Origin of the sequence: Enterobacter cloacae complex sp. ECL352, assembly GCF_020149545.1 — a bacterium.
In the GTDB taxonomy this organism is placed as follows: Bacteria; Pseudomonadota; Gammaproteobacteria; order Enterobacterales; family Enterobacteriaceae; genus Enterobacter; species Enterobacter asburiae_B.
Genome location: NZ_CP083709.1, coordinates 2,306,511 through 2,331,337, shown reverse-complemented (window position 1 = coordinate 2,331,337; position 24,827 = coordinate 2,306,511). Strand labels below are relative to the sequence as shown.

Sequence of the window (24,827 nt, the reverse complement as noted above, 5' to 3'; positions counted from 1 at the left end):
TTACCCTTTGTTATTGATTACAGCTGGAGCCAGAACTTGTACCACCAGCACCAAAACCCACGTTGCTATCAGCGGCATGAAGACCACTTTCAAAACCGCCAGCGCCATCACCAGTAGAGCAAAGGTCAGCAACACCTTACACACTTCGCCGAGGGCGAAGGACCAGGCCACGCGGCCTTTGGCAGGTGTATGCGCCTGATGACGCCAGGCAAAAATAATAAACAACACGTTTGGCAGCACAACCGCCAAACCCCCGCACACGGCGGAGATGCCCCAGAAGGGGTCTTTGAGGCTAAACAGCAGTCCACTTGCTATCACAGCCAGAAACTGAATGAACAGAAGCTTACGAGCAACGTTTCTACTCAAGAGCGACACAGACATCACGTTTTTACTCCTGCTCCCTTCGAGGTATGCCGCGTGTCGTATAAAACGTCCTTTAAGGCTCAGAGTCAAGCATCAAAAAGCGGTCAAATTATACGGTGCGCACCCGTGATTTCAAACATTAAGTAGCGAAAAGGTGAATAAATGTTTAAATATTTTTCCCCACCGCTATTTTTTAACTTTCGCTGAAAGCGTCAACCTTCGACCAAAACTGCAAACAGCGCGAAAACGTTGGCGATAAAGCGTGCACGAGATCACAAAACACACATTTGCGATAAGGTTGTATTTATCAAAGGCGCAAATCGCGCAAATTTATCTTTATGAAATTAAACGCAAAATGCCGTAACTATTTTCAAAACAGCCCAGTACACAATAAAAACGTTTTATTGACATTCTTAATAAATAATTAACATTGCGTTCTGGTTACTGCCTTCCACTTTTAGCAGACTTATATTTTCACAGATGACTATCTTTGCGGTGAATAAAAGTCGCCAGGTTAACCATAAGAAAAACCTTAGTGAAAAAGAGGTTAAAAGCCCGCCGGTAAATCCTCTGTCTTTGTGCTGTTTTTTAACATGCGAAGAACAGCACAAATTCCACATTTTTTATTAATTTTTTAAAAATTGTTTGGCTTAATTATCACCAGATGACGCTCCCCATCGAGCTGAGGAATGTGTAATTTCTCGATGGATTCAACAGCAAAACCGTCCGGGAGCTGTTCAATTTCATCGCCTGGCAACTGCCCTTTCAGCGCATAAAAGCGGCCATTCTCTGCAGGCAAGTGCTTACACCAGCTCACCATGTCATTGAGTGAAGCAAACGCGCGGCTGATAACCCCGTCAAACGGCGGCTCTGCCGGGAACTCCTCTACCCTGCTCTGCACGGGCGTGATGTTCTCAAGCTTCAGCTCATGCTGTACCTGACGTAAAAAGCGCACGCGCTTGCCGAGGCTGTCCAGTAGCGTGAAGTGGCTCTCAGGGCGAACAATCGACAGCGGAACGCCCGGTAAACCTGGTCCCGTCCCCACGTCGATAAAACGCTCACCTTTCAGCCAGGGGGCGACCACGATGCTATCGAGAATATGGCGTACCAGCATCTCGTTGGGGTCACGTACTGAGGTCAGGTTGTACGCTTTGTTCCATTTGTTCAGCATATCGACATAGGCCACCAGCTGATTTTTCTGGTGATCGGTGAGCGAAATACCTGCCTGATCCAGCAGACGAGAGAGTTTGTTGAGCACGGTGAATACCTGTTGGAAAACTTAGATGGCGGGTGGCGCTTCGCTTACCCGCCCTACGGGTTCATCTGGCCCGGTAAGCGCAGCGCAACCGGGCAATGTTCTGGGCATTACGCGCTGCGGCGCAGCATGCCCTGCTTTTTCAGCCAGACCAGCAGAATCGAAATCGCCGCAGGCGTGACGCCGGAGATACGGGATGCCTGGCCGATCGATACCGGTTTGTGATCGTTCAGCTTGGCGATCACTTCGTTGGAAAGGCCCGTCACCTGGCGGTAGTCCAGCATTTCCGGCAGCAGCGTGTTTTCGTTACGCTGCTGTTTTTCGATCTCATCCTGCTGACGCGCGATGTAACCTTCGTACTTCACCTGGATCTCAACCTGCTCTGCCGCTTCAGCGTCTTCCAGGCCAGGCGCGAACGCGGTCAGTTTGACCAGGTTCTCGTAGGTGACTTCAGGACGGCGCAGCAGATCTTCCCCGCTGGCTTCGCGCGACAGCGGCGCGGTTAAGTGAGCGTTTACTTCGGCAGCGGTTTCCGCCTGCGGATTCACCCAGGTGGTTTTCAGGCGCTGACGTTCCTGTTCAATGCGCTCCAGCTTTTCGTTGAAGCGCGCCCAGCGTTCGTCATCGACCAGACCCAGCTCGCGGCCCATTTCGGTCAGGCGCAGGTCGGCGTTATCTTCGCGCAGCATCAGGCGATATTCCGCGCGAGAGGTAAACATACGGTACGGCTCTTTGGTACCCAGCGTGCAGAGATCGTCAACCAGCACACCCAGATACGCCTGAGAACGGCCTGGTGCCCAGCCCTCTTTCTCAGCGGAGAAGCGTGCGGCGTTCAGACCGGCAAGCAGGCCCTGTGCAGCCGCTTCTTCGTAGCCGGTAGTGCCGTTGATCTGCCCCGCGAAGAACAGACCGTGGATGAATTTGCTTTCCAGGGTTGGCTTCAGGTCGCGTGGATCGAAGAAATCGTACTCAATAGCGTAGCCGGGACGAACGATTTTCGCATTCTCCATCCCCTGCATTGAGCGAACAATTTGCATCTGTACATCGAACGGCAGGCTGGTGGAGATGCCGTTCGGGTAAATTTCGTTCGAGGTCAACCCTTCCGGCTCCAGGAAGATCTGGTGCTGGTTACGATCGGCAAAGCGCATCACTTTGTCTTCGATCGACGGGCAGTAGCGTGGGCCGATCCCTTCGATCACGCCGGCATACATGGGGCTGCGATCGAGGTTATTGCGGATCACGTCATGGGTTTTCTCGTTGGTATGCGTGATATAGCACGGTACCTGCTGAGGATGCTGTGCCGCATTGCCCATGAACGAGAAAACCGGCATGGGGTTATCACCGTGCTGTTGCGCCAGCACGCTGAAATCAATGGTGCGCGCATCAATACGCGGCGGCGTACCGGTTTTCAGGCGGCTGACGCGCAGCGGCAGTTCACGCAGACGGCGAGACAGTGGAATAGACGGGGGATCGCCGGCACGGCCACCGCTGTAGTTATCCAGACCGATATGAATTTTACCGTCCAGGAAGGTGCCCACGGTCAGCACCACGGCTTTCGCACGGAATTTGAGACCCATCTGGGTCACGGCGCCCACGACGCGATCGTTCTCAACGATAAGATCTTCAACCGCCTGCTGGAAGATCATCAGGTTCGGCTGGTTCTCCAGGGCGGTACGCACAGCCTGACGGTAAAGCACGCGGTCTGCCTGGGCACGGGTCGCACGCACAGCGGGACCTTTACTCGCGTTTAGTATCCTAAACTGGATGCCAGCATGATCGATCGCTTTCGCCATCAGGCCGCCAAGTGCATCCACTTCTTTTACCAGGTGTCCTTTCCCAATGCCGCCAATCGCCGGATTACAGGACATTTGTCCCAGCGTGTCGATATTGTGTGTCAAAAGCAGGGTCTGCTGACCCATACGCGCTGCGGCCATTGCGGCCTCAGTGCCTGCATGACCCCCGCCAATGATGATGACGTCAAAAGGATCCTGATAAAACATGGTGGTCTGCCTCGCGTAAAGCGGTATGAAAATGGATTGAAGCCCGGGCCGTGGATTCTACTCAACTTTAGTCTTTCGAGAAAGCATTGGGATCCTGGGCTATTAAAAAGAAGATCTTTTTATTTAGAGATCTGTTCTATTGTGATCTCTTATTAGGATCGCGAACCTGTGTGGATAAGTCCGATCTCACAAAGAAGATCATGCAGTTAGAAAGGATCGTTTGCTGTGAATGATCGGTGATCCTGGGCAGTATAAGCTGGGATCAGATCGCGACTTTATGCACAGGACAAAAACAACACAACAGTTGTTCTTTGGATAACTACGGGTTAATACGAGCTTTTAACCAGAGTTATCCACATCTGTTCGCGCGATCTTTACTCGTTTTTGAGTAAATTTTTCCATTCCGCGAGCCAGATCTCGGCTGGATCCTCCGGAATGTCATGATCGAGGATGTTGATCTTGAGCGTTTCACCCAGCTGTTTTGCTCCACAAGAGGTAACAGCGGCTTCAACTTTCTCTATTGCCCCGCAAAAGGTGTCATATTCACGACTGCCGATCCCCACCGCGCCAAAACGGACGTTTGACAGGTCGGGCTGCTGTTCCAGCAGTTCGTCATATAAAGGTTGCAGGTTATCCGGCAGATCGCCCGCGCCGTGCGTGGAGGTGATCAGCAGCCAGACCCCGTCAGTCGGGAGATCTTCAAGCAACGGACCGTGCAGGGTTTCAGTAGAAAAGCCCGCATCTTCCAGCTTTTCAGCCAGGTGTTCCGCTACGTATTCCGCACCACCAAGGGTGCTGCCGCTGATAAGGGTAATGTCCGCCATTGATCGCTCGCCCAGATAAAGAGACGGCCATTGTACGCTGTGAACGAGCTGGGATCTACCTGTGGAAAATGTGGGAATGAATTTGCCCGATCACGGGCGGATGGTACGCATGATCGGGTTTTGCAGGGAGATCAGCGTCTCGGTGGACTGAATTTCATCGATTGTTTGGATCTTGTTGATAAGTACCTGCTGGAGGGCGTCGATGGATCGGCACATGACTTTAATAAAGATGCTGTAATGCCCGGTGGTGTAATACGCCTCGGTGACTTCATCCAGCGCGTTCAGCTTCGCCAGGGCGGAAGGGTAGTCTTTGGCGCTTTTAAGAATGATGCCGATGAAGCAGCAGACGTCGTAACCGAGATGTTTAGGACTGACGTCAATGCGTGCGCCGGTAATGATCCCCGCCTGCTTCATCTTCTCTACGCGGACGTGAATGGTTCCCGGGCTGACGCCAAACTGTTTCGCCAGTTCGGCGTAGGCGGTGCGGGCATTGGCCATTAACGCCTCCAGAATGCCGCGGTCGAGATTGTCGATCTGATAATTTTCCATAGCTTTTTCTTATGAAGATTAATGAATCACTCTATTCTAGCGTTTAAATTTATCGAATCAAAAGTGAAGGTGGCTTTTTGTTGATGAGTTATTGAAAATGATGCCATTTCTGTTGCTTAATCAATATCAACAGGACGCAGGAGTCTAAATAATGAAAACCGCTTACATCGCAAAACAACGCCAGATCAGTTTCGTAAAATCCCATTTTTCCCGCCAGCTGGAAGAGAAGCTTGGCCTTATTGAAGTTCAGGCCCCGATTCTGAGCCGCGTGGGTGACGGGACGCAGGATAACCTCTCTGGATGCGAAAAAGCGGTACAGGTGAAAGTGAAAACACTGCCAGACGCTCAGTTCGAAGTGGTTCATTCCCTGGCGAAGTGGAAGCGTCAAACTCTGGGACAACATGACTTCAGCGCGGGCGAAGGGCTCTACACGCACATGAAAGCCCTTCGTCCCGATGAAGATCGCCTTTCACCGATTCATTCCGTTTACGTTGATCAGTGGGACTGGGAGCGCGTAATGGGTGATGGTGAACGTCACGTCGGCACGCTGAAATCCACCGTTGAGGCGATCTACGCCGGGATCAAAGCAACCGAAGCGGCCGTGAGCAAAGAGTTTGGTCTGGCGCCGTTCCTGCCGGATACGATCCACTTTGTTCACAGCCAGGCGCTGCTGAGCCGCTTCCCGGATCTCGATGCTAAAGGCCGCGAGCGTGCGATCGCCAAAGAATTAGGTGCTGTGTTCCTGATCGGTATCGGCGGCAAACTGTCTGATGGCAAACGCCACGACGTTCGCGCGCCGGATTATGATGACTGGAGTACTGCGGGTGAGGGCGAATTTGCCGGGCTGAACGGCGATATTCTGGTGTGGAACCCGGTACTGGAAGACGCCTTCGAGCTCTCTTCTATGGGGATCCGCGTGGATGCTGACGCGCTGAAGCGCCAGCTGGCGGTCACCGGCGATGAAGATCGTCTCAAACTCGAGTGGCACCAGGCGCTGCTGCGCGGTGAAATGCCTCAGACTATCGGCGGTGGTATCGGCCAGTCCCGTCTGACCATGCTGCTGCTGCAATTACCCCATATCGGTCAGGTTCAGTGTGGCGTCTGGCCGCAGCAGATACGTGAAAGCGTCGGTTCTCTTCTGTAATTAACGCTGCCAGCGTCTGAGCAGGCGGCTACGCAGCCCGGTATCAAAGCGCCAGATATGATCGAAGATGCGCATGATGCCGGGTTTTCCATGGGCTGACATCGCCACCGCATGAAATCGGTGCTGGTGCACCCGCTGTAACTCCTTCACCTTATTCACTACGTCATCCGGCAGCCGCTGGGCAATAAAATCGGAAATCACCACCGCGTCAGCGTCATACCAGTCGCCTCCCTGCATACGCTCCACAATGCTGCGAAAGCAGCTGGCCAGATCCGTGCCGCCGCGAAAGCGCTGGCTCAGGAAGCGGATTGCCTGCTCGATACCCTGCTGATTCGTCAGCTCATAGCCCACCACCTCGCTGGAGAAGAGCATGATGAAGCAGCGACGACGATCGGCCAGCGCCACGCGCATCAGTGCCAGACAGAACGCCTTCGCGCACTGCTCGTTAAACCCGCCCATCGAACCGGACGTATCCACGCAAACAATGAATGGCCCGCGCGGCTGTTCATCAAAATCCTGATGGACGACCGGCCGTTGGCTGACTTTCTCGCGCCAGGCTTCGCCGTGCAGTCGGTAGGTGAGAAGCTGTTTTTCCACCAGCCGACGATAGAACTCATACTCCAGCTCGGTCATCCCCAGCGTGCTCAGTTCCGTGGGCAGCAGGCGTAAAATGTCATCGCTCTGCTGGAGCCCGTCGACCTGCTCCGGCACGGTAGCCGGTTCGCGCACCAGGGTGCGGAAGGTTTCCATCGGGGCATCTTTCTTTGGGACCGACTTTGCCTCCCTTGAGCGACCCAGCTGTTCTGCAAGCTTCATCAGCTCGGGCTGCTGCGCCAGAAAATCGCCGTATTTGACGATCAGCTGATAATCCCCGCGCCGGAGCTGGCCGGCGCTCATATCCCACAGACGTCCTGCGGCGTTTTCATTCTCCACCAGCACCTGTTCTAGCTGGCCGCTCAGCGTCATCCGTTCCTGAACTTCACTGAGCAGCTGTTCACGCTCTTCGTCCAGCAGCTGCTGGTTCAGCGTTGTGGCCTGAACCACCAGGCTGAGGCGCCAGCGCTGTAGGAACAGGGTATGCAGCGCCGGGGTAAAAGTGGCGTTATCCGTAACCAGCGCCCGCGCCTGGCTGGCAAACGGAGAGTGGACTTTATCAAGCAGCGTAAGGGTTTGCGGCAGCTGGACGATAAACTGCGGTGTCGACAGCCGTTGGCACTGCTGATAGCTGGCGACCTCCTCCGTCAATTCAGGCGGGACTTCCGTCTCCTTAAACCGCTGGCGAAGGTTATCGCGCCAGCGCGGAAGATCGTCCGTCATCGCCTTTTTAAGCTTTGGAAATTTTTCAAAAAACGCCGCCAGCTGCGGCGACGCCAGAAGGGTAATGACTACTTCTTCGATCAACCCCTCCTCGCTGACGGCCAGCATGACGTTAAGCGTATCCAGCGTTAGCATTGACGCGCCTGTTTGATCTGCGCGCTGACGTCCTGCAGGCTGGCTTCGATGCGGCCTAGCCAGTCGCTATGAATAAAGAGGCATTTTTGCTGCTCGCTAAAGCGGGTGTGCTGCTGATGCCATTCGGTATCCAGCGCTTCCAGCTGCTGCTTAATCTCTTCGGGGACGCTGTCAGAGGCGGTGCCCGGAAGCGCAAGACGCGAGCCCTGGAGGCTGACGTCGCGGATCACCAGGTGCTGGCTGCTGTCCACTTCCATATTCAGCGGCTGCGCGAAACCAATGCCGTTGAGTTTTCCTCGGATCTCTCCGCCCTTATCCAGCCACTGCGCCAGCGCCTCGCGCTCAATCGTAATGTGCACCACCTGCATATCATGCAGTTTAAGCGGCTGCTGGAGCAGCAGCGTTAGCGTTGCGCCAGTCAGATCCGCGGGAAGCTCGTAGTGCGGTTTGCGGGCGAACATGCCCCCAAGGCGATTCACTTTCAGCGCGGTTTTATCACTTTGCTGCTGCTGGAGCTGGATGCGCCGCTGGGCAATCGCCCCCAGCTGGTTGAGCATTGCCTGCTGTCCCCAGGCGTGTCCGGTCATCAAAACGTCAAGCTGCTGCTGCATCAGGTTCATGCCCTCTGCATCGTGCCAGAGGCAGTCTTTCAGCAGGATCAGATCGATTGGCGCAACGGCATCACGCCCGCTGAACAGGGCGCTGGCCTGCAGCAGGCGGATTGCTTTTTTCCACCGGCGATCGGAGACATAGGGCGCTGAAGGAATGAGATCAAGCTGCTGGCGCAGGAGATAGATCAGCTCGAAGACGGCGTCTGGCAGTTTGATTTTGCCGATATCCTGCTGCCACTGGTGATACTCCTCATCCGTTACCTGCAGCGAAGCGGATACCGGGTTTTCACTTTCATCCTGCTGGCTGACCAGCATGGAGCGGAAGTTGGATTTATCCTGCACTTTGTCCAGCCACAGGCGGATAAGCATACGGTCATACAGCGCTTCCAGACTGCTGTCGGCTTCAGGCAGTTCGTTAGAGGCGGCCACCAGCAGGCGCATCGGGATTTTCTCTTCACTGGCGCCGTTACGGAACCGACGTTCGTTTATCGCCGTGAGCAGGGTGTTCAGAATAGCCGGCCCCGCTTTCCAGATCTCATCGAGAAAAACAATCTCAGCCTCCGGAAGATACCCTTCCGTCAGACGCTGATAGCGCCCCTCATCTTTCAATGCCTGAATGGAGAGCGGACCAAAAACTTCTTCTGGGGTGGAAAACCGGGTCATGAGATATTCGAAGGCGCGGGCGTTCTGAAAAGCAAATTTCAGCCTGCGGGCAATCAGGCTTTTGGCAATGCCCGGCGGTCCCAGCAAAAACACGCTTTCACCGCTCAACGCCGCCAGTAAACAGAGGCGGATGGCGTGGCTACGCTCGAAAAGGCCTTTCTCCAGCGCGCTGCTGAGGCGGGAAATTCTTTCTGCTAATAAATGTGAGTGAGCCATAATAGTTTTGCATCCTTTCGCCGTCGTGGCGGCCAATTGAAGCGAGTATAGACGTTTCAGTCAGGGCTGGTAATAGACTGAAGTGCGGCGCAATTTTCTTTGCGCTACATTAATGCGGTTGCATTTAGGGGTACGATTTTGCAATGAATCGTGCATACTGTGCGCTTTTTGTGGGCCAAGGGACCGGGAACACATTTGTTATTTAAACGAAAAGACTAGTCTATGAGCACTGATAATAAGCAATCATTACCCGCAATAACGCTTGCGGCGATCGGGGTTGTCTACGGTGATATCGGCACCAGCCCGCTTTATACGCTTCGTGAATGTCTGTCCGGCCAGTTTGGTTTTGGTGTTGAACGCGATGCCGTGTTTGGCTTCCTGTCCCTCATTTTCTGGCTGCTGATCCTGGTGGTTTCCGTTAAATATCTCTCCTTCGTTATGCGTGCTGATAACGCAGGTGAAGGTGGGATCCTGACCCTGATGTCTCTTGCCGGGCGTAATACCTCGGCCAGGATGACCTCTGTGCTGGTCATTATCGGCCTGATTGGCGGCAGTTTCTTCTACGGGGAAGTGGTGATAACGCCGGCTATCTCGGTGCTGTCGGCGATTGAGGGGCTGGAGATTATCGCTCCGCAGCTCGATTCATGGGTGGTTCCGCTGGCCATTATTGTCCTGACGCTGCTGTTCATGATCCAGAAGCACGGTACAGGGCTGGTGGGCAAACTGTTCGCGCCGATTATGCTGGCCTGGTTCCTGATCCTGGCGGCGCTTGGCTTGCGCAGCATTATTGCGAACCCTGAAGTGCTGCATGCGCTGAACCCTTACTGGGCGGTGCATTTCTTCCTCGAATACAAAGTGGTTTCCTTCGTGGCGCTGGGGGCCGTCGTGCTCTCCATCACCGGCGTGGAAGCGCTGTATGCTGACATGGGCCACTTCGGGAAACTGCCTATCCGCGTGGCATGGTTTATTGTGGTGCTGCCGTCGCTGGTGCTGAACTATTTCGGTCAGGGCGCGCTGTTGCTTAAAAACCCGGAAGCGATCAAGAACCCGTTCTTCCTGCTGGCGCCCGACTGGGCGCTGGTGCCGATGCTGATCCTGGCGACGCTGGCGACCGTCATTGCCTCCCAGGCGGTGATTTCCGGCGTGTTTTCTCTGACGCGCCAGGCCGTGCGTCTGGGGTATCTCTCGCCAATGCGCATCATCCATACTTCAGAGATGGAGTCGGGCCAGATCTACATCCCGTTCGTTAACTGGCTCCTCTATTTCGCTGTTGTCATTGTTATCGTCAGCTTCGAGCACTCCAGTAACCTGGCGGCGGCGTACGGTATTGCGGTAACCGGTACGATGGTGCTGACATCGCTTCTCTCCACCACGGTGGCGTACCGAAACTGGCACTGGAATAAATTCCTCGTGGCGATGATTCTGGTGGGCTTCCTGTGTATCGACGTGCCGCTGTTCTCTGCGAACCTCGACAAAATTGTCTCCGGTGGCTGGCTGCCGCTGACGCTGGGTCTGGTGATGTTCATCGTCATGACCACATGGAAAAGCGAGCGCTTCCGCCTGCTGCGCCGCATGCACGAGCACGGGAACTCTCTTGAGGCGATGATCGCTTCTCTGGAGAAATCCCCGCCGGTCCGCGTGCCGGGTACTGCGGTATATATGTCACGCGCGCTGAACGTCATTCCGTTCGCGCTGATGCATAACCTCAAGCACAACAAGGTACTGCACGAGCGGGTGATCCTGCTGACGCTGCGCACGGAAGATGCGCCGTATGTTCATAACGTCCGTCGCGTGCAGATTGAGCAGCTGTCGCCGACCTTCTGGCGCGTGGTGGCAAGCTACGGCTGGCGCGAAACGCCAAACGTGGAAGAGGTGTTCCATCGCTGCGGCCTGGAAGGACTGAGCTGCCGGATGATGGAGACGTCGTTCTTTATGTCGCACGAGTCGCTGATCATCGGCAAGCGCCCGTGGTATCTGCGCCTGCGCGGCAAGCTGTACCTCATCCTGCAGCGTAACGCCCTGCGCGCGCCTGACCAGTTTGAGATCCCGCCTAACCGCGTCATTGAGCTGGGGACGCAGGTCGAGATCTAATCCCTTCTGAAAATGCCGGGTGGCGCTTCGCTTACCCGGCCTACCAAACCCCTCGCCAACCCACAATAATTGTCTCTGCATTTCACTTAGCGAAACGTTTCGACGTCGATCACAAATCTGTTACGTCATGATGGTTTTCTGAACATTCTTGAGATTAAACTGATGTCAGCGAAACGTTTCGCTAGTGGAGCAAGAAAATGAAGAAAGGCACGGTACTCAACTCAGAAATCTCATCGGTTATTTCCCGTCTTGGGCATACCGATACGCTGGTGGTTTGCGATGCAGGCTTACCGGTTCCGCGCAGCACAACCCGTATCGATATGGCGTTAACGCAGGGTGTACCCTCGTTTATGCAGGTACTGGATGTGGTGACCGCGGAGATGCAGGTTGAGGCAGCCATTCTCGCGGCGGAAATCAAACAACATAATCCGCAACTCCACGAAACGTTGCTCAGCCATATTGAGCAACTGCAACAACACCAGGGAAACACCATAGAAATTCGTTACACGACGCACGAACAGTTCAAACAACAAACCGCAGACAGTCAGGCGGTGATTCGCAGCGGGGAGTGTTCCCCGTATGCGAATATCATTCTCTGTGCTGGCGTCACATTCTGAGGCCATCATGGACGCATTACTGCAACTCAAAGGGATCGATAAGTCGTTCCCGGGCGTAAAAGCCCTCTCCGGCGCGGCGCTGAACGTCTACCCCGGGCGCGTGATGGCGCTGGTGGGCGAAAACGGTGCCGGCAAATCCACCATGATGAAAGTGCTGACCGGTATCTATCAACGCGATGCCGGTTCACTCGTCTGGCTGGGGAAAGAGACCACCTTCAACGGTCCGAAATCCTCTCAGGAAGCCGGGATCGGTATTATTCACCAGGAGCTGAACCTGATACCGCAGCTCACCATTGCGGAAAACATCTTCCTCGGCCGCGAGTTTGTTAACCGGTTCGGCAAAATCGACTGGAAAACGATGTACGCCGAAGCGGACAAGCTGCTGGCGAAGCTGAACCTGCGCTTTAAGAGCGACCGCCTGGTCGGCGATCTGTCCATTGGCGATCAGCAGATGGTGGAAATCGCGAAGGTGCTGAGCTTTGAGTCGAAGGTCATCATTATGGATGAACCGACCGACGCCCTGACCGATACCGAAACCGAATCCCTGTTCCGCGTGATCCGCGAGCTGAAATCGCAGGGGCGCGGGATTGTCTATATCTCTCACCGCATGAAAGAGATCTTCGAAATCTGCGATGACGTTACCGTCTTCCGCGACGGGCAGTTTATTGCCGAGCGCGAAGTCGCCACGCTGACCGAAGATACGCTCATCGAAATGATGGTGGGACGCAAGCTCGAAGATCAGTATCCGCATCTGGAGAAAGCGCCGGGTGAGATCCGCCTGAAGGTGGACAACCTCTGCGGTCCGGGTGTGAACGACGTGACCTTTACCCTGCGCCAGGGCGAGATCCTGGGCGTGGCGGGACTGATGGGTGCTGGACGTACCGAGCTGATGAAAGTGTTGTACGGCGCACTGCCGCGCACCAGCGGTTATGTCACCCTCGACGGTCATGAAGTGGTCACCCGTTCTCCGCAGGATGGTCTGGCGAACGGCATCGTTTATATATCCGAAGACCGCAAGCGCGACGGCCTGGTGCTGGGGATGTCGGTTAAAGAGAACATGTCCCTGACCGCGCTGCGCTATTTCAGCCATAGCGGCGGTAGCCTGAAGCATAAAGATGAGCAGCAGGCGGTCAGCGATTTTATCCGCCTCTTTAACGTCAAAACCCCGTCGATGGAGCAGGCGATTGGCCTGTTGTCCGGCGGTAATCAGCAGAAAGTGGCGATTGCGCGCGGGCTGATGACGCGCCCGAAAGTGCTGATCCTCGACGAGCCAACCCGCGGCGTAGACGTGGGCGCGAAGAAAGAGATCTATCAGCTGATTAACCAGTTCAAGGCCGACGGTCTGAGCATCATTCTGGTCTCTTCCGAGATGCCAGAAGTATTAGGCATGAGCGATCGCATTATCGTCATGCATGAAGGGCATCTCGGCGGTGAATTCACTCGCGAGCAGGCCACCCAGGAAGTTCTGATGGCTGCCGCTGTGGGCAAGCTTAATCGCGTGAATCAGGAGTAAGAAGATGACTACCCAGGCTGTTTCTGGTCGCCGCTATTTCACAAAGGCATGGCTGATGGAACAAAAATCGCTGATTGCCCTGCTGGTGCTGATCGCGATTGTATCGACCATGAGCCCGAACTTTTTCACCGTTAATAACCTGTTCAACATTCTGCAGCAGACGTCTGTGAACGCCATTATGGCGGTCGGCATGACGCTGGTGATTTTGACCTCAGGTATCGATCTGTCCGTCGGTTCCCTGCTGGCGCTCACCGGCGCGATCGCCGCTTCGATTGTCGGCATTGAAGTCAACGCGCTGGTTGCCGTGGCCGCTGCCCTGGCGGCAGGCGCGGCGATTGGCGCCGTAACAGGCGTGATTGTGGCAAAAGGCCGCGTTCAGGCGTTTATCGCCACGCTGGTGATGATGCTGCTGCTGCGCGGTGTGACCATGGTATACACCAACGGTAGCCCGGTTAATACCGGCTTTACCGATAACGCGGATCTGTTTGGCTGGTTCGGTATCGGTCGCCCGCTGGGTGTTCCGACCCCGGTCTGGATCATGGCTATCGTCTTCCTGGCGGCGTGGTACATGCTGCACCACACCCGTCTGGGCCGTTATATTTACGCGCTGGGCGGTAACGAAGCGGCAACGCGCCTGTCCGGTATCAGCGTTAATAAAGTCAAAATTATCGTTTACTCCCTGTGCGGTCTGCTGGCATCGCTGGCAGGTATCATCGAAGTGGCGCGCCTCTCTTCTGCGCAGCCGACGGCGGGTACGGGGTATGAGCTGGATGCTATCGCAGCAGTGGTTCTGGGCGGTACGAGTCTTGCGGGCGGTAAAGGTCGCATTGTTGGGACATTGATCGGTGCACTGATTCTCGGTTTCCTGAATAATGGTTTGAATTTGTTAGGTGTTTCCTCCTATTACCAGATGATCGTTAAGGCAGTGGTGATTTTGCTGGCGGTACTGGTAGACAACAAAAAACAGTAACTGACGACACTACAGGACATCTTAGATATGAACATGAAAAAACTGGCTACCCTGGTTTCTGCTGTCGCGCTGAGCGCAACCGTAAGTGCTAACGCCATGGCGAAAGATACCATCGCGCTGGTTGTCTCTACCCTGAACAACCCGTTCTTCGTCTCCCTGAAGGACGGTGCGCAGAAAGAAGCGGACAAACTGGGCTACAACCTGGTGGTACTGGATTCACAGAACAACCCGGCGAAAGAGCTGGCTAACGTTCAGGACTTAACCGTTCGTGGCACTAAAATTCTGCTGATCAACCCAACCGATTCTGACGCCGTCGGTAACGCCGTTAAAATGGCAAACCAGGCGAAAATTCCGGTGATCACTCTGGATCGCCAGGCAACGAAAGGCGAAGTTGTTAGCCACATTGCGTCTGATAACGTGCTGGGCGGCAAAATCGCGGGTGATTACATCGCGAAGAAAGCCGGCGAAGGCGCGAAAGTTATCGAACTGCAGGGGATTGCCGGTACGTCCGCAGCCCGCGAGCGTGGTGAAGGCTTCCAGCAGGCTGTGGCTGCGCACAAATTTAACGTGCTGGCAAGCCAGCCAGCCGACTTCGACCGTACTAAAGGTCTGAACGTTATGCAGAACCTGCTGACCGCGCACCCTGACGTGCAGGCGGTATTCGCGCAGAACGACGAAATGGCGCTGGGCGCGCTGCGTGCCCTGCAGACCGCAGGTAAATCTGATGTGATGGTTGTCGGATTTGACGGCACGCCGGATGGTGAAAAAGCGGTAAACGATGGCAAACTGGCTGCGACCATCGCTCAGCTGCCTGAGCAGATTGGCGCCACTGGCGTTGAAACTGCCGACAAAGTGCTGAAGGGCGAAAAAGTTCAGGCTAAATACCCAGTTGACCTGAAGCTGGTCATCAAGCAGTAAAAGGCGAATCAGGCAGTCGCTGGCTGCCTGAGGGACACCAATAAAGAAAAGTGTGGCATACGCCACCGGGTAACACCGGTGGCGCTCTCAGATGGACAACCCAACCATGAAAACCGCAGGCAACCTCGTCGTCCTTGGCAGTATCAATGCCGATCACATTCTTAACCTTGAATCGTTCCCTGCACCGGGCGAAACCGTCACGGGTAACCAGTATCAGGTAGCATTTGGCGGTAAAGGTGCCAACCAGGCCGTCGCCGCCGGTCGCAGCGGGGCGAATATTGCGTTTATCGCCTGCACGGGTGATGACGATACCGGTGAGCGCGTACGCAAACAGCTGGCGAGCGACAACATTGATATCGCACCGGTCAGCGTGGTTGCAGGGGAATCGACCGGCGTGGCGCTGATTTTCGTCAACGCTGAAGGTGAGAATGTCATCGGTATTCATGCAGGTGCTAACGCTGCGCTGACGACGGAGCGCGTAGAAGCGCAACGTGCCATCATCGCCGGAGCGGAAGCCCTGCTCATGCAACTGGAGTCACCGGTTGAAAGCGTGCTGGCTGCCGCGAAAATTGCGCATGAAAATCATACCACTGTCGTACTTAACCCGGCCCCGGCCCGGGTATTATCAGACGAGCTGCTGGCGCTGGTGGACATCATTACGCCGAACGAAACCGAAGCCGAAAAGCTGACGGGCATCCGCGTAGAAAATGATGACGATGCCGCGCGAGCCGCGCGTGCACTGCATGATAAGGGCATCGGTACCGTGATTATCACCCTTGGTAGCCGTGGGGTGTGGGCAAGCGTCAATGGCGAAGGCCGTCGCGTGCCGGGCTTTAAGGTCAAAGCGATTGATACCATCGCAGCGGGAGATACCTTCAACGGTGCACTGGTCACCGCGCTGCTGGAAGGCAAGAGAATGGATGACGCTATTCGCTTCGCACACGCTGCTGCAGCGATTGCGGTGACGCGCAAAGGCGCCCAGCCTTCCGTTCCGTGGCGTAAAGAGATCGATGAATTCTTAAGTCAACAGGGGTAACGCTTGGCCACAATGAAAGATGTCGCCCGCATGGCGGGCGTTTCTACCTCGACGGTCTCCCACGTTATAAACAACGATCGCTTCGTCAGCGAGGCGATTCGTGAGAAAGTCGAAGCTGCGGTAAAAGAACTCAACTATGCGCCGTCTGCGCTGGCGCGCAGCCTTAAGCTCAACCAGACGCGCACCATCGGTATGCTGATCACCGCGAGTACCAACCCCTTTTATTCAGAACTGGTTCGCGGCGTGGAGCGCAGCTGCTTCGAGCGTGGCTACAGCCTGGTGCTGTGCAATACCGAGGGTGACGAGCAGCGCATGAATCGTAACCTGGAAACGCTGATGCAAAAACGCGTCGACGGGCTATTGCTGCTCTGCACCGAAACGCACCAGCCCTCGAAAGAGATCATCCAGCGTTATCCTTCTATCCCAACGGTGATGATGGACTGGGCGCCGTTCGACGGAACCAGCGATCTCATTCAGGATAACTCCCTGCTGGGCGGTGATATGGCGACTCAGTACCTGATTGATAAAGGACACACTCGCATTGCCTGTATTACGGGGCCGCTGGATAAAACCCCGGCGCGTTTGCGTCTGGAAGGGTATCTCTCCGCCATGGAACGAGCGGGGCTTGCCATTCCTGATGGCTACCGGATCACAGGCGACTTTGAGTTTAACGGCGGTTTCGAGGCAATGCAGAAACTGCTAACGCAAAAGCCGCGTCCGCAGGCGGTCTTTATTGGTAACGACGCGATGGCGTTTGGTGCCTATCAGGCGTTGTATCAGGCGGGGCTACGCGTGCCGGACGATATGGCGGTGATTGGCTATGACGATATCGAACTGGCCAGCTACATGACGCCGCCGCTGACCACTATTCATCAGCCGAAGGATGAACTGGGCGAGCTGGCCATCGATGTGTTGATCCACCGTATGGCGCAGCCCACGCTGCAACAGCAACGGCTGCAGCTTACTCCTGTTCTGATGGAACGCGGTTCGGTTTAGCTTTCTCTTTGTGACGCTCTTTAATCAGGTTTCGGCCGTCTTTTGGTTTTAACAGCATAAAGACCAGCGCCGATACCACGGTAAGTGCGCCCATGGTGATAAAGGTATAGTGGAACTGCTCAACGGTATTCGCGCTGTCAAAACCCTCATAAAACCTCAGCACCGCTGCGCTCACGGCAACCCCTAAACTGATCGACAGCTGTTGCGTTACCGCCAGCACGCTGTTGCCGCTGCTGGCGTTCTCGTCAGTCAGGTCGGCGAGGGTGATGGTGTTCATCGACGTGAACTGCGTCGACATCGCCATGCCCAACACAAACAGCGGCAGGATCAGCATCCAGACGGGTAACGCGGCGGATTGCAACGAGAACTGCGCAATCATCAGACCGATAAAGACCGTCACGCCAACCAGCGTCTTACGATAGCCAAACCAGCGCAGCACCTGTGTAACGGTTGATTTTGCCAGAATCGAGCCCATTGCCGTGGGCGCCATCATGCAGCCAGCAATCAGGGCCGGGTAGCCAAAACCCACCTGCAGCATCAATGGCATCAGGAACGGCACACAGCCCGTCCCCAAACGAGACGCAATGTTCCCTGCAATCCCAACGGAAAACGTTCGGGTATTAAAGAGCCCCAGGGAGATTAACGGCGTCGGGTGACGACGCGCGTGACGTATATAAAGAAGGAATAACAGAATACCGCCGAGGATAACGGAGAGCGCTAACCACGTCGCGACGATCTTCTCGCCAAACAGCTCCATCCCGCTGGAGAATAACACCAGGCTCAGGCCAAACAGGAAAAAGCCGCCCATATCGAAGCTGCGCCTTGGCGTGGTGAAGTTCGGCATATATTTGCGGGCATACAGCAGCCCCGCAACGCCAATTGGAATATTAATCAGGAAGATCCAGTGCCAGCTTGCCCAGGTGACAAACACGCCACCGAGTACCGGGCCAAGAATCGGGCCGACCAGGCCCGGCATGGTGACGAAGTTGAGTACGGGAAGCAGTTCGCTCCTGGGGTAGGCTCGCAGCAAGGCAAGGCGCGCCACCGGCATCATCATCGCGCCGCCAATGCCCTGCAATACGCGGAAGATAACCAGCTCCGTTAAGGATGAGGAGAGCGCACAGGCCAGCGATCCAAGCGTAAAGAGCGTGACGGCCAGCATGAAAACTCTGCGGGTGCCAAAGCGGTCGGCCAGCCAGCCGCTGACCGGAATTAACATTGCGACCGTCAGGGTATAGCTGATGATGGCGGACTGCATCGCCAGCGGGGAGCGGTTAAGGCTTTGCGCTATAGCGGGAAGCGCTGTGTTGAGGATGGTGGCATCCAGTGCCTGCATAAAAAACGCCATGGCTGCAATCCACGGCAATCCGGCCATGCTGCGCGCTTTTTTCGTTGTCATTTATTTACCTGCTGGTGGGTTGGTGCGGCCAGCAATGCCTGGCACGCACTCAGGGCTCGCTGCCCGTCGCTTTCCTGGATGGCATCAACTATCGCCTGGTGCAAATCCAGTTTTACCACTTCGTTTTGTGTAATAGAGGTAAAGTAGGTGTGATACACCGAATGGAATAAAGAGGCAAAAGAAGTGAGAAACGGATTGGCGCTCATCATATAGATGTGTTCATGCCAGGCCATATCAACCTCAACCCAGCGTTCGCGGTTGAAGTGTTTTTTCAGGAACACCATCTCTTCCATCAGCGCGTTAAGCTGCGCTTTCTGCTCCGCTGTTCCCAGCGTGGCGGCAAGCAGACATGCCTGAGGTTCAAGGCTGCTGCGCATCACCAGAAAGTGATCGACGACCTGATGAAAGTTATCTTCCGTCATCCACCAGGAGAGCAGCTCCTGATCGAGAAAATTCCAGTTACTCTGTGGCATCACGCGTGTGCCAATGCGAGGGCGTGGAAGCACCATACCTTTTGCCGTCAGGGTTTTCACCGCTTCGCGCACGGCGGTACGGCTCACCCCAAATTGCTCACCCAGCTCCATCTCACCCGGCAGGATGCTGCCCGGGGCATATTTACCCGCTAAAATCCGCTGAGCCAGCTTTTCTGCCAGCACGTACGACAGGTTTTTTTGGGCGGCCAGCTGTTGTGCGCTTAATGGCATCGCTTTTATTCCTTAAAGATTCATGCTGATAATTATGCCACCTCGAATGTGATTGTGGTTGCAGATACATCAAATAGAACAATTTGTAGCTTGATTTCACCTCTGTTGGTGAAAAAAAACGCGGATGGAAACTTTTTTTAAATTTCCTCTTGTCACGTCGGAATAACTCCCTATAATGCGCCTCCACTGACACGGAACAACGGCACACACGCCGCCGGGTCAGCAGAGAAAAGCGAAATTAATCACTTGACTCTGAAGCGGGAAAGCGTAATATGCACACCCCGCGCCGCTGCGAAAAGCGAAGCGGCACTGCTCTTTAACAATTTATCAGACAATCTGTGTGGGCACTCAAAGTGACATGGATTCTTAATGTCTTCGGACAATAAATGAATACCAAGTCTCTGAGTGAACATACGTAATTCATTACGAAGTTTAATTCACGAGCATCAAACTTAAATTGAAGAGTTTGATCATGGCTCAGATTGAACGCTGGCGGCAGGCCTAACACATGCAAGTCGAGCGGCAGCGGAAAGTAGCTTGCTACTTTGCCGGCGAGCGGCGGACGGGTGAGTAATGTCTGGGAAACTGCCTGATGGAGGGGGATAACTACTGGAAACGGTAGCTAATACCGCATAACGTCGCAAGACCAAAGAGGGGGACCTTCGGGCCTCTTGCCATCAGATGTGCCCAGATGGGATTAGCTAGTAGGTGGGGTAACGGCTCACCTAGGCGACGATCCCTAGCTGGTCTGAGAGGATGACCAGCCACACTGGAACTGAGACACGGTCCAGACTCCTACGGGAGGCAGCAGTGGGGAATATTGCACAATGGGCGCAAGCCTGATGCAGCCATGCCGCGTGTATGAAGAAGGCCTTCGGGTTGTAAAGTACTTTCAGCGGGGAGGAAGGTGTTGTGGTTAATAACCACAGCAATTGACGTTACCCGCAGAAGAAGCACCGGCTAACTCCGTGCCAGCAGCCGCGGTAATACGGAGGGTGCAAGCGTTAATCGGAATTACTGGGCGTAAAGCGCACGCAGGCGGTCTGTCAAGTCGGATGTGAAATCCCCGGGCTCAACCTGGGAACTGCATTCGAAACTGGCAGGCTAGAGTCTTGTAGAGGGGGGTAGAATTCCAGGTGTAGCGGTGAAATGCGTAGAGATCTGGAGGAATACCGGTGGCGAAGGCGGCCCCCTGGACAAAGACTGACGCTCAGGTGCGAAAGCGTGGGGAGCAAACAGGATTAGATACCCTGGTAGTCCACGCCGTAAACGATGTCGACTTGGAGGTTGTGCCCTTGAGGCGTGGCTTCCGGAGCTAACGCGTTAAGTCGACCGCCTGGGGAGTACGGCCGCAAGGTTAAAACTCAAATGAATTGACGGGGGCCCGCACAAGCGGTGGAGCATGTGGTTTAATTCGATGCAACGCGAAGAACCTTACCTACTCTTGACATCCAGAGAACTTTCCAGAGATGGATTGGTGCCTTCGGGAACTCTGAGACAGGTGCTGCATGGCTGTCGTCAGCTCGTGTTGTGAAATGTTGGGTTAAGTCCCGCAACGAGCGCAACCCTTATCCTTTGTTGCCAGCGGTTAGGCCGGGAACTCAAAGGAGACTGCCAGTGATAAACTGGAGGAAGGTGGGGATGACGTCAAGTCATCATGGCCCTTACGAGTAGGGCTACACACGTGCTACAATGGCGCATACAAAGAGAAGCGACCTCGCGAGAGCAAGCGGACCTCATAAAGTGCGTCGTAGTCCGGATTGGAGTCTGCAACTCGACTCCATGAAGTCGGAATCGCTAGTAATCGTAGATCAGAATGCTACGGTGAATACGTTCCCGGGCCTTGTACACACCGCCCGTCACACCATGGGAGTGGGTTGCAAAAGAAGTAGGTAGCTTAACCTTCGGGAGGGCGCTTACCACTTTGTGATTCATGACTGGGGTGAAGTCGTAACAAGGTAACCGTAGGGGAACCTGCGGTTGGATCACCTCCTTACCTTAAAGAACCTGCCTTTGTAGTGTCCACACAGATTGTCTGATGAAAAGTAAATAGCAAGGCGTCTTGCGATTGAGACTTACACGTCCCCTTCGTCTAGAGGCCCAGGACACCGCCCTTTCACGGCGGTAACAGGGGTTCGAATCCCCTAGGGGACGCCACTTGCTGGTTCGTGAGTGAAAGTCACCTGCCTCAGTATCTCAAAACTCATCTTCGGGTGACGTTTGAGATATTTGCTCTTTAAAAATCTGGATCAAGCTGAAAATTGAAACGACACATCTTTAATGGTGTGTTCGAGTCTCTCAAATTTTCGCAATCATGAAGTGAAACATCTTCGGGTTGTGAGGTTAAGCGACTAAGCGTACACGGTGGATGCCCTGGCAGTCAGAGGCGATGAAGGACGTGCTAATCTGCGAAAAGCGCCGGCGAGGTGATATGAACCTTTGACCCGGCGATGTCCGAATGGGGAAACCCAGTGCAATTCGTTGCACTATCGTTAACTGAATACATAGGTTAACGAGGCGAACCGGGGGAACTGAAACATCTAAGTACCCCGAGGAAAAGAAATCAACCGAGATTCCCCCAGTAGCGGCGAGCGAACGGGGAGCAGCCCAGAGTCTGAATCAGCTTGTGTGTTAGTGGAAGCGTCTGGAAAGTCGCACGGTACAGGGTGACAGTCCCGTACACGAAAGCACACAGGTTGTGAACTCGAAGAGTAGGGCGGGACACGTGGTATCCTGTCTGAATATGGGGGGACCATCCTCCAAGGCTAAATACTCCTGACTGACCGATAGTGAACCAGTACCGTGAGGGAAAGGCGAAAAGAACCCCGGCGAGGGGAGTGAAAAAGAACCTGAAACCGTGTACGTACAAGCAGTGGGAGCACCCTTGTGGTGTGACTGCGTACCTTTTGTATAATGGGTCAGCGACTTATATTCTGTAGCAAGGTTAACCGTATAGGGGAGCCGAAGGGAAACCGAGTCTTAACTGGGCGTTAAGTTGCAGGGTATAGACCCGAAACCCGGTGATCTAGCCATGGGCAGGTTGAAGGTTGGGTAACACTAACTGGAGGACCGAACCGACTAATGTTGAAAAATTAGCGGATGACTTGTGGCTGGGGGTGAAAGGCCAATCAAACCGGGAGATAGCTGGTTCTCCCCGAAAGCTATTTAGGTAGCGCCTCGTGAACTCATCTTCGGGGGTAGAGCACTGTTTCGGCTAGGGGGCCATCCCGGCTTACCAACCCGATGCAAACTACGAATACCGAAGAATGTTATCACGGGAGACACACGGCGGGTGCTAACGTCCGTCGTGAAGAGGGAAACAACCCAGACCGCCAGCTAAGGTCCCAAAGTCATGGTTAAGTGGGAAACGATGTGGGAAGGCACAGACAGCCAGGATGTTGGCTTAGAAGCAGCCATCATTTAAAGAAAGCGTAATAGCTCACTGGTCGAGTCGGCCTGCGCGGAAGATGTAACGGGGCTAAACCATGCACCGAAGCTGCGGCAGCGACGCTTATGCGTTGTTGGGTAGGGGAGCGTTCTGTAAGCCGTTGAAGGTGTGCTGTGAGGCATGCTGGAGGTATCAGAAGTGCGAATGCTGACATAAGTAACGATAAAGCGGGTGAAAAGCCCGCTCGCCGGAAGACCAAGGGTTCCTGTCCAACGTTAATCGGGGCAGGGTGAGTCGACCCCTAAGGCGAGGCCGAAAGGCGTAGTCGATGGGAAACAGGTTAATATTCCTGTACTTGGTGTTACTGCGAAGGGGGGACGGAGAAGGCTATGTTAGCCGGGCGACGGTTGTCCCGGTTTAAGCATGTAGGCGGAGGTTCCAGGTAAATCCGGTACCTTTTAACGCTGAGGTGTGATGACGAGGCACTACGGTGCTGAAGTAACAAATGCCCTGCTTCCAGGAAAAGCCTCTAAGCATCAGGTAACACGAAATCGTACCCCAAACCGACACAGGTGGTCAGGTAGAGAATACCAAGGCGCTTGAGAGAACTCGGGTGAAGGAACTAGGCAAAATGGTGCCGTAACTTCGGGAGAAGGCACGCTGATATGTAGGTGAAGCCCCTGCGGGTGGAGCTGAAATCAGTCGAAGATACCAGCTGGCTGCAACTGTTTATTAAAAACACAGCACTGTGCAAACACGAAAGTGGACGTATACGGTGTGACGCCTGCCCGGTGCCGGAAGGTTAATTGATGGGGTTAGCGGCAACGCGAAGCTCTTGATCGAAGCCCCGGTAAACGGCGGCCGTAACTATAACGGTCCTAAGGTAGCGAAATTCCTTGTCGGGTAAGTTCCGACCTGCACGAATGGCGTAATGATGGCCAGGCTGTCTCCACCCGAGACTCAGTGAAATTGAACTCGCTGTGAAGATGCAGTGTACCCGCGGCAAGACGGAAAGACCCCGTGAACCTTTACTATAGCTTGACACTGAACACTGGTCCTTGATGTGTAGGATAGGTGGGAGGCTTTGAAGCGTGGACGCCAGTCTGCGTGGAGCCGACCTTGAAATACCACCCTTTAATGGCTGGTGTTCTAACGTAGACCCGTAATCCGGGTTGCGGACAGTGTCTGGTGGGTAGTTTGACTGGGGCGGTCTCCTCCCAAAGAGTAACGGAGGAGCACGAAGGTTAGCTAATCCTGGTCGGACATCAGGAGGTTAGTGCAATGGCATAAGCTAGCTTGACTGCGAGAGTGACGGCTCGAGCAGGTGCGAAAGCAGGTCATAGTGATCCGGTGGTTCTGAATGGAAGGGCCATCGCTCAACGGATAAAAGGTACTCCGGGGATAACAGGCTGATACCGCCCAAGAGTTCATATCGACGGCGGTGTTTGGCACCTCGATGTCGGCTCATCACATCCTGGGGCTGAAGTAGGTCCCAAGGGTATGGCTGTTCGCCATTTAAAGTGGTACGCGAGCTGGGTTTAGAACGTCGTGAGACAGTTCGGTCCCTATCTGCCGTGGGCGCTGGAGAATTGAGGGGGGCTGCTCCTAGTACGAGAGGACCGGAGTGGACGCATCACTGGTGTTCGGGTTGTCATGCCAATGGCACTGCCCGGTAGCTAAATGCGGAAAAGATAAGTGCTGAAAGCATCTAAGCACGAAACTTGCCCCGAGATGAGTTCTCCCTGACCCTTTAAGGGTCCTGAAGGAACGTTGAAGACTACGACGTTGATAGGTCGGGTGTGTAAGCGCAGCGATGCGTTGAGCTAACCGATACTAATGAACCGTGAGGCTTAACCTTACAACGCCGAAGCTGTTTCGGCGAAGAGACAGACACGATTTTCAGCCTGATACAGATTAAACAGAATTTGCCTGGCGGCTTTAGCGCGGTGGTCCCACCTGACCCCATGCCGAACTCAGAAGTGAAACGCCGTAGCGCCGATGGTAGTGTGGGGTCTCCCCATGTGAGAGTAGGGAACTGCCAGGCATCAAATAAGTAGAGAGGCCATCCGAAAGGATGGCCTTTTTGCGTTTAAGCATCACAGAGATTTGTAGGCCGGA

The 24,827-nt window shown here is 54.6% G+C and carries 17 protein-coding genes, 1 tRNA gene and 3 rRNA genes; 12 read left to right on the top strand and 9 right to left on the bottom strand.

Features of this window, described 5'->3' with window-relative positions; genetic code table 11:
- The 5 genes from atpI to asnC all read right to left on the bottom strand — a co-directional run bounded on the left by atpI (position 1) and on the right by asnC (position 4,991).
- A complete protein-coding gene (atpI, locus tag LBF07_RS11370; RefSeq protein ID WP_094935439.1) occupies positions 1 to 381 on the bottom strand; it encodes a F0F1 ATP synthase subunit I in 381 nt (126 codons plus the stop codon).
- 616 nt (positions 382 to 997) lie between these two features.
- A complete protein-coding gene (gene rsmG, locus LBF07_RS11365; protein WP_023309787.1) occupies positions 998 to 1,621 on the bottom strand; it encodes a 16S rRNA (guanine(527)-N(7))-methyltransferase RsmG in 624 nt (207 codons plus the stop codon).
- Between the two features lie 107 nt (positions 1,622 to 1,728).
- On the bottom strand, positions 1,729 to 3,618 hold the full coding sequence (gene mnmG / locus LBF07_RS11360; protein WP_014072433.1) for a tRNA uridine-5-carboxymethylaminomethyl(34) synthesis enzyme MnmG: 1,890 nt from the start codon (positions 3,616 to 3,618) through the stop codon (positions 1,729 to 1,731).
- Between the two features lie 374 nt (positions 3,619 to 3,992).
- Positions 3,993 to 4,442, bottom strand: coding sequence for an FMN-binding protein MioC (mioC, locus tag LBF07_RS11355; protein WP_069303442.1), 450 nt, complete (start codon positions 4,440 to 4,442; stop codon positions 3,993 to 3,995).
- 90 nt (positions 4,443 to 4,532) lie between these two features.
- Complete coding sequence (gene asnC, locus LBF07_RS11350; protein WP_023333916.1) at positions 4,533 to 4,991, bottom strand: transcriptional regulator AsnC; 459 nt, start codon at positions 4,989 to 4,991, stop codon at positions 4,533 to 4,535.
- 151 nt (positions 4,992 to 5,142) lie between these two features.
- Here asnC and asnA point away from each other — a divergent pair, with 151 nt between their 5' ends.
- Positions 5,143 to 6,135, top strand: a complete 993-nt coding sequence (gene asnA, locus LBF07_RS11345) for an aspartate--ammonia ligase (protein WP_094935438.1) — start codon at positions 5,143 to 5,145, stop codon at positions 6,133 to 6,135.
- On the opposite strand, the gene viaA is transcribed toward asnA, so the two are convergent.
- Positions 6,136 to 7,587, bottom strand: a complete 1,452-nt coding sequence (gene viaA, locus LBF07_RS11340) for an ATPase RavA stimulator ViaA (RefSeq protein ID WP_058842016.1) — start codon at positions 7,585 to 7,587, stop codon at positions 6,136 to 6,138.
- The gene (ravA, locus tag LBF07_RS11335) at positions 7,581 to 9,077 is read right to left on the bottom strand and encodes an ATPase RavA (protein WP_023309782.1); all 1,497 of its coding nucleotides are present in this window, start codon (positions 9,075 to 9,077) and stop codon (positions 7,581 to 7,583) included. Before ravA ends, viaA begins: the two co-directional genes overlap by 7 nt.
- A gap of 222 nt (positions 9,078 to 9,299) precedes the next feature.
- On the opposite strand from ravA, the gene kup reads away from it, so the two are divergent.
- The 7 genes from kup to rbsR all read left to right on the top strand — a co-directional run bounded on the left by kup (position 9,300) and on the right by rbsR (position 17,218).
- A complete protein-coding gene (kup, locus tag LBF07_RS11330) occupies positions 9,300 to 11,168 on the top strand; it encodes a low affinity potassium transporter Kup (RefSeq protein WP_023309781.1) in 1,869 nt (622 codons plus the stop codon).
- 197 nt (positions 11,169 to 11,365) lie between these two features.
- Positions 11,366 to 11,785 carry a D-ribose pyranase gene (rbsD, locus tag LBF07_RS11325; protein ID WP_032662094.1) on the top strand — a complete coding sequence of 140 codons (420 nt, stop codon included), beginning with the start codon at positions 11,366 to 11,368 and terminating at the stop codon, positions 11,783 to 11,785.
- A gap of 7 nt (positions 11,786 to 11,792) precedes the next feature.
- Positions 11,793 to 13,298 (top strand): ribose ABC transporter ATP-binding protein RbsA, encoded by a 1,506-nt coding sequence (rbsA, locus tag LBF07_RS11320; RefSeq protein WP_023309779.1) that lies wholly within the window; start codon positions 11,793 to 11,795, stop codon positions 13,296 to 13,298.
- 4 nt (positions 13,299 to 13,302) lie between these two features.
- Entirely contained in the window at positions 13,303 to 14,268 is a 966-nt protein-coding gene (rbsC, locus tag LBF07_RS11315; protein WP_006808742.1) for a ribose ABC transporter permease, read from the top strand.
- Between the two features lie 27 nt (positions 14,269 to 14,295).
- Complete coding sequence (rbsB, locus tag LBF07_RS11310) at positions 14,296 to 15,186, top strand: ribose ABC transporter substrate-binding protein RbsB (RefSeq protein WP_010426610.1); 891 nt, start codon at positions 14,296 to 14,298, stop codon at positions 15,184 to 15,186.
- A gap of 106 nt (positions 15,187 to 15,292) precedes the next feature.
- Positions 15,293 to 16,222, top strand: a complete 930-nt coding sequence (gene rbsK / locus LBF07_RS11305) for a ribokinase (RefSeq protein ID WP_032662107.1) — start codon at positions 15,293 to 15,295, stop codon at positions 16,220 to 16,222.
- A gap of 3 nt (positions 16,223 to 16,225) precedes the next feature.
- Positions 16,226 to 17,218: a ribose operon transcriptional repressor RbsR gene (rbsR, locus tag LBF07_RS11300; RefSeq protein ID WP_073001901.1), complete on the top strand. Its 993-nt coding sequence runs from the start codon at positions 16,226 to 16,228 to the stop codon at positions 17,216 to 17,218.
- Here the strand turns inward: rbsR and mdtD are convergent.
- Both mdtD and LBF07_RS11290 read right to left on the bottom strand, forming a co-directional pair.
- The gene (gene mdtD, locus LBF07_RS11295; RefSeq protein WP_033144368.1) at positions 17,184 to 18,617 is read right to left on the bottom strand and encodes a multidrug transporter subunit MdtD; all 1,434 of its coding nucleotides are present in this window, start codon (positions 18,615 to 18,617) and stop codon (positions 17,184 to 17,186) included. The two genes, rbsR and mdtD, sit on opposite strands and share 35 nt — an antisense overlap.
- Complete coding sequence (locus tag LBF07_RS11290; protein WP_023309775.1) at positions 18,614 to 19,321, bottom strand: FadR/GntR family transcriptional regulator; 708 nt, start codon at positions 19,319 to 19,321, stop codon at positions 18,614 to 18,616. Before LBF07_RS11290 ends, mdtD begins: the two co-directional genes overlap by 4 nt.
- 454 nt (positions 19,322 to 19,775) lie before the next feature.
- Between LBF07_RS11290 and LBF07_RS11285 the strand changes: the two genes are divergently transcribed.
- The 4 genes from LBF07_RS11285 to rrf all read left to right on the top strand — a co-directional run bounded on the left by LBF07_RS11285 (position 19,776) and on the right by rrf (position 24,753).
- Positions 19,776 to 21,317 (top strand): 16S ribosomal RNA (locus tag LBF07_RS11285).
- Between the two features lie 85 nt (positions 21,318 to 21,402).
- Positions 21,403 to 21,478: transfer RNA gene (locus tag LBF07_RS11280), tRNA-Glu, on the top strand.
- 184 nt (positions 21,479 to 21,662) lie between these two features.
- Positions 21,663 to 24,567: ribosomal RNA gene (locus tag LBF07_RS11275) — 23S ribosomal RNA — on the top strand.
- A gap of 70 nt (positions 24,568 to 24,637) precedes the next feature.
- A 5S ribosomal RNA gene (rrf, locus tag LBF07_RS11270) occupies positions 24,638 to 24,753 on the top strand.
- The 16S, 23S and 5S rRNA genes sit together here with 1 tRNA gene alongside, the layout of an rRNA operon.
- The last annotated feature ends 74 nt before the right edge of the window (positions 24,754 to 24,827 follow it).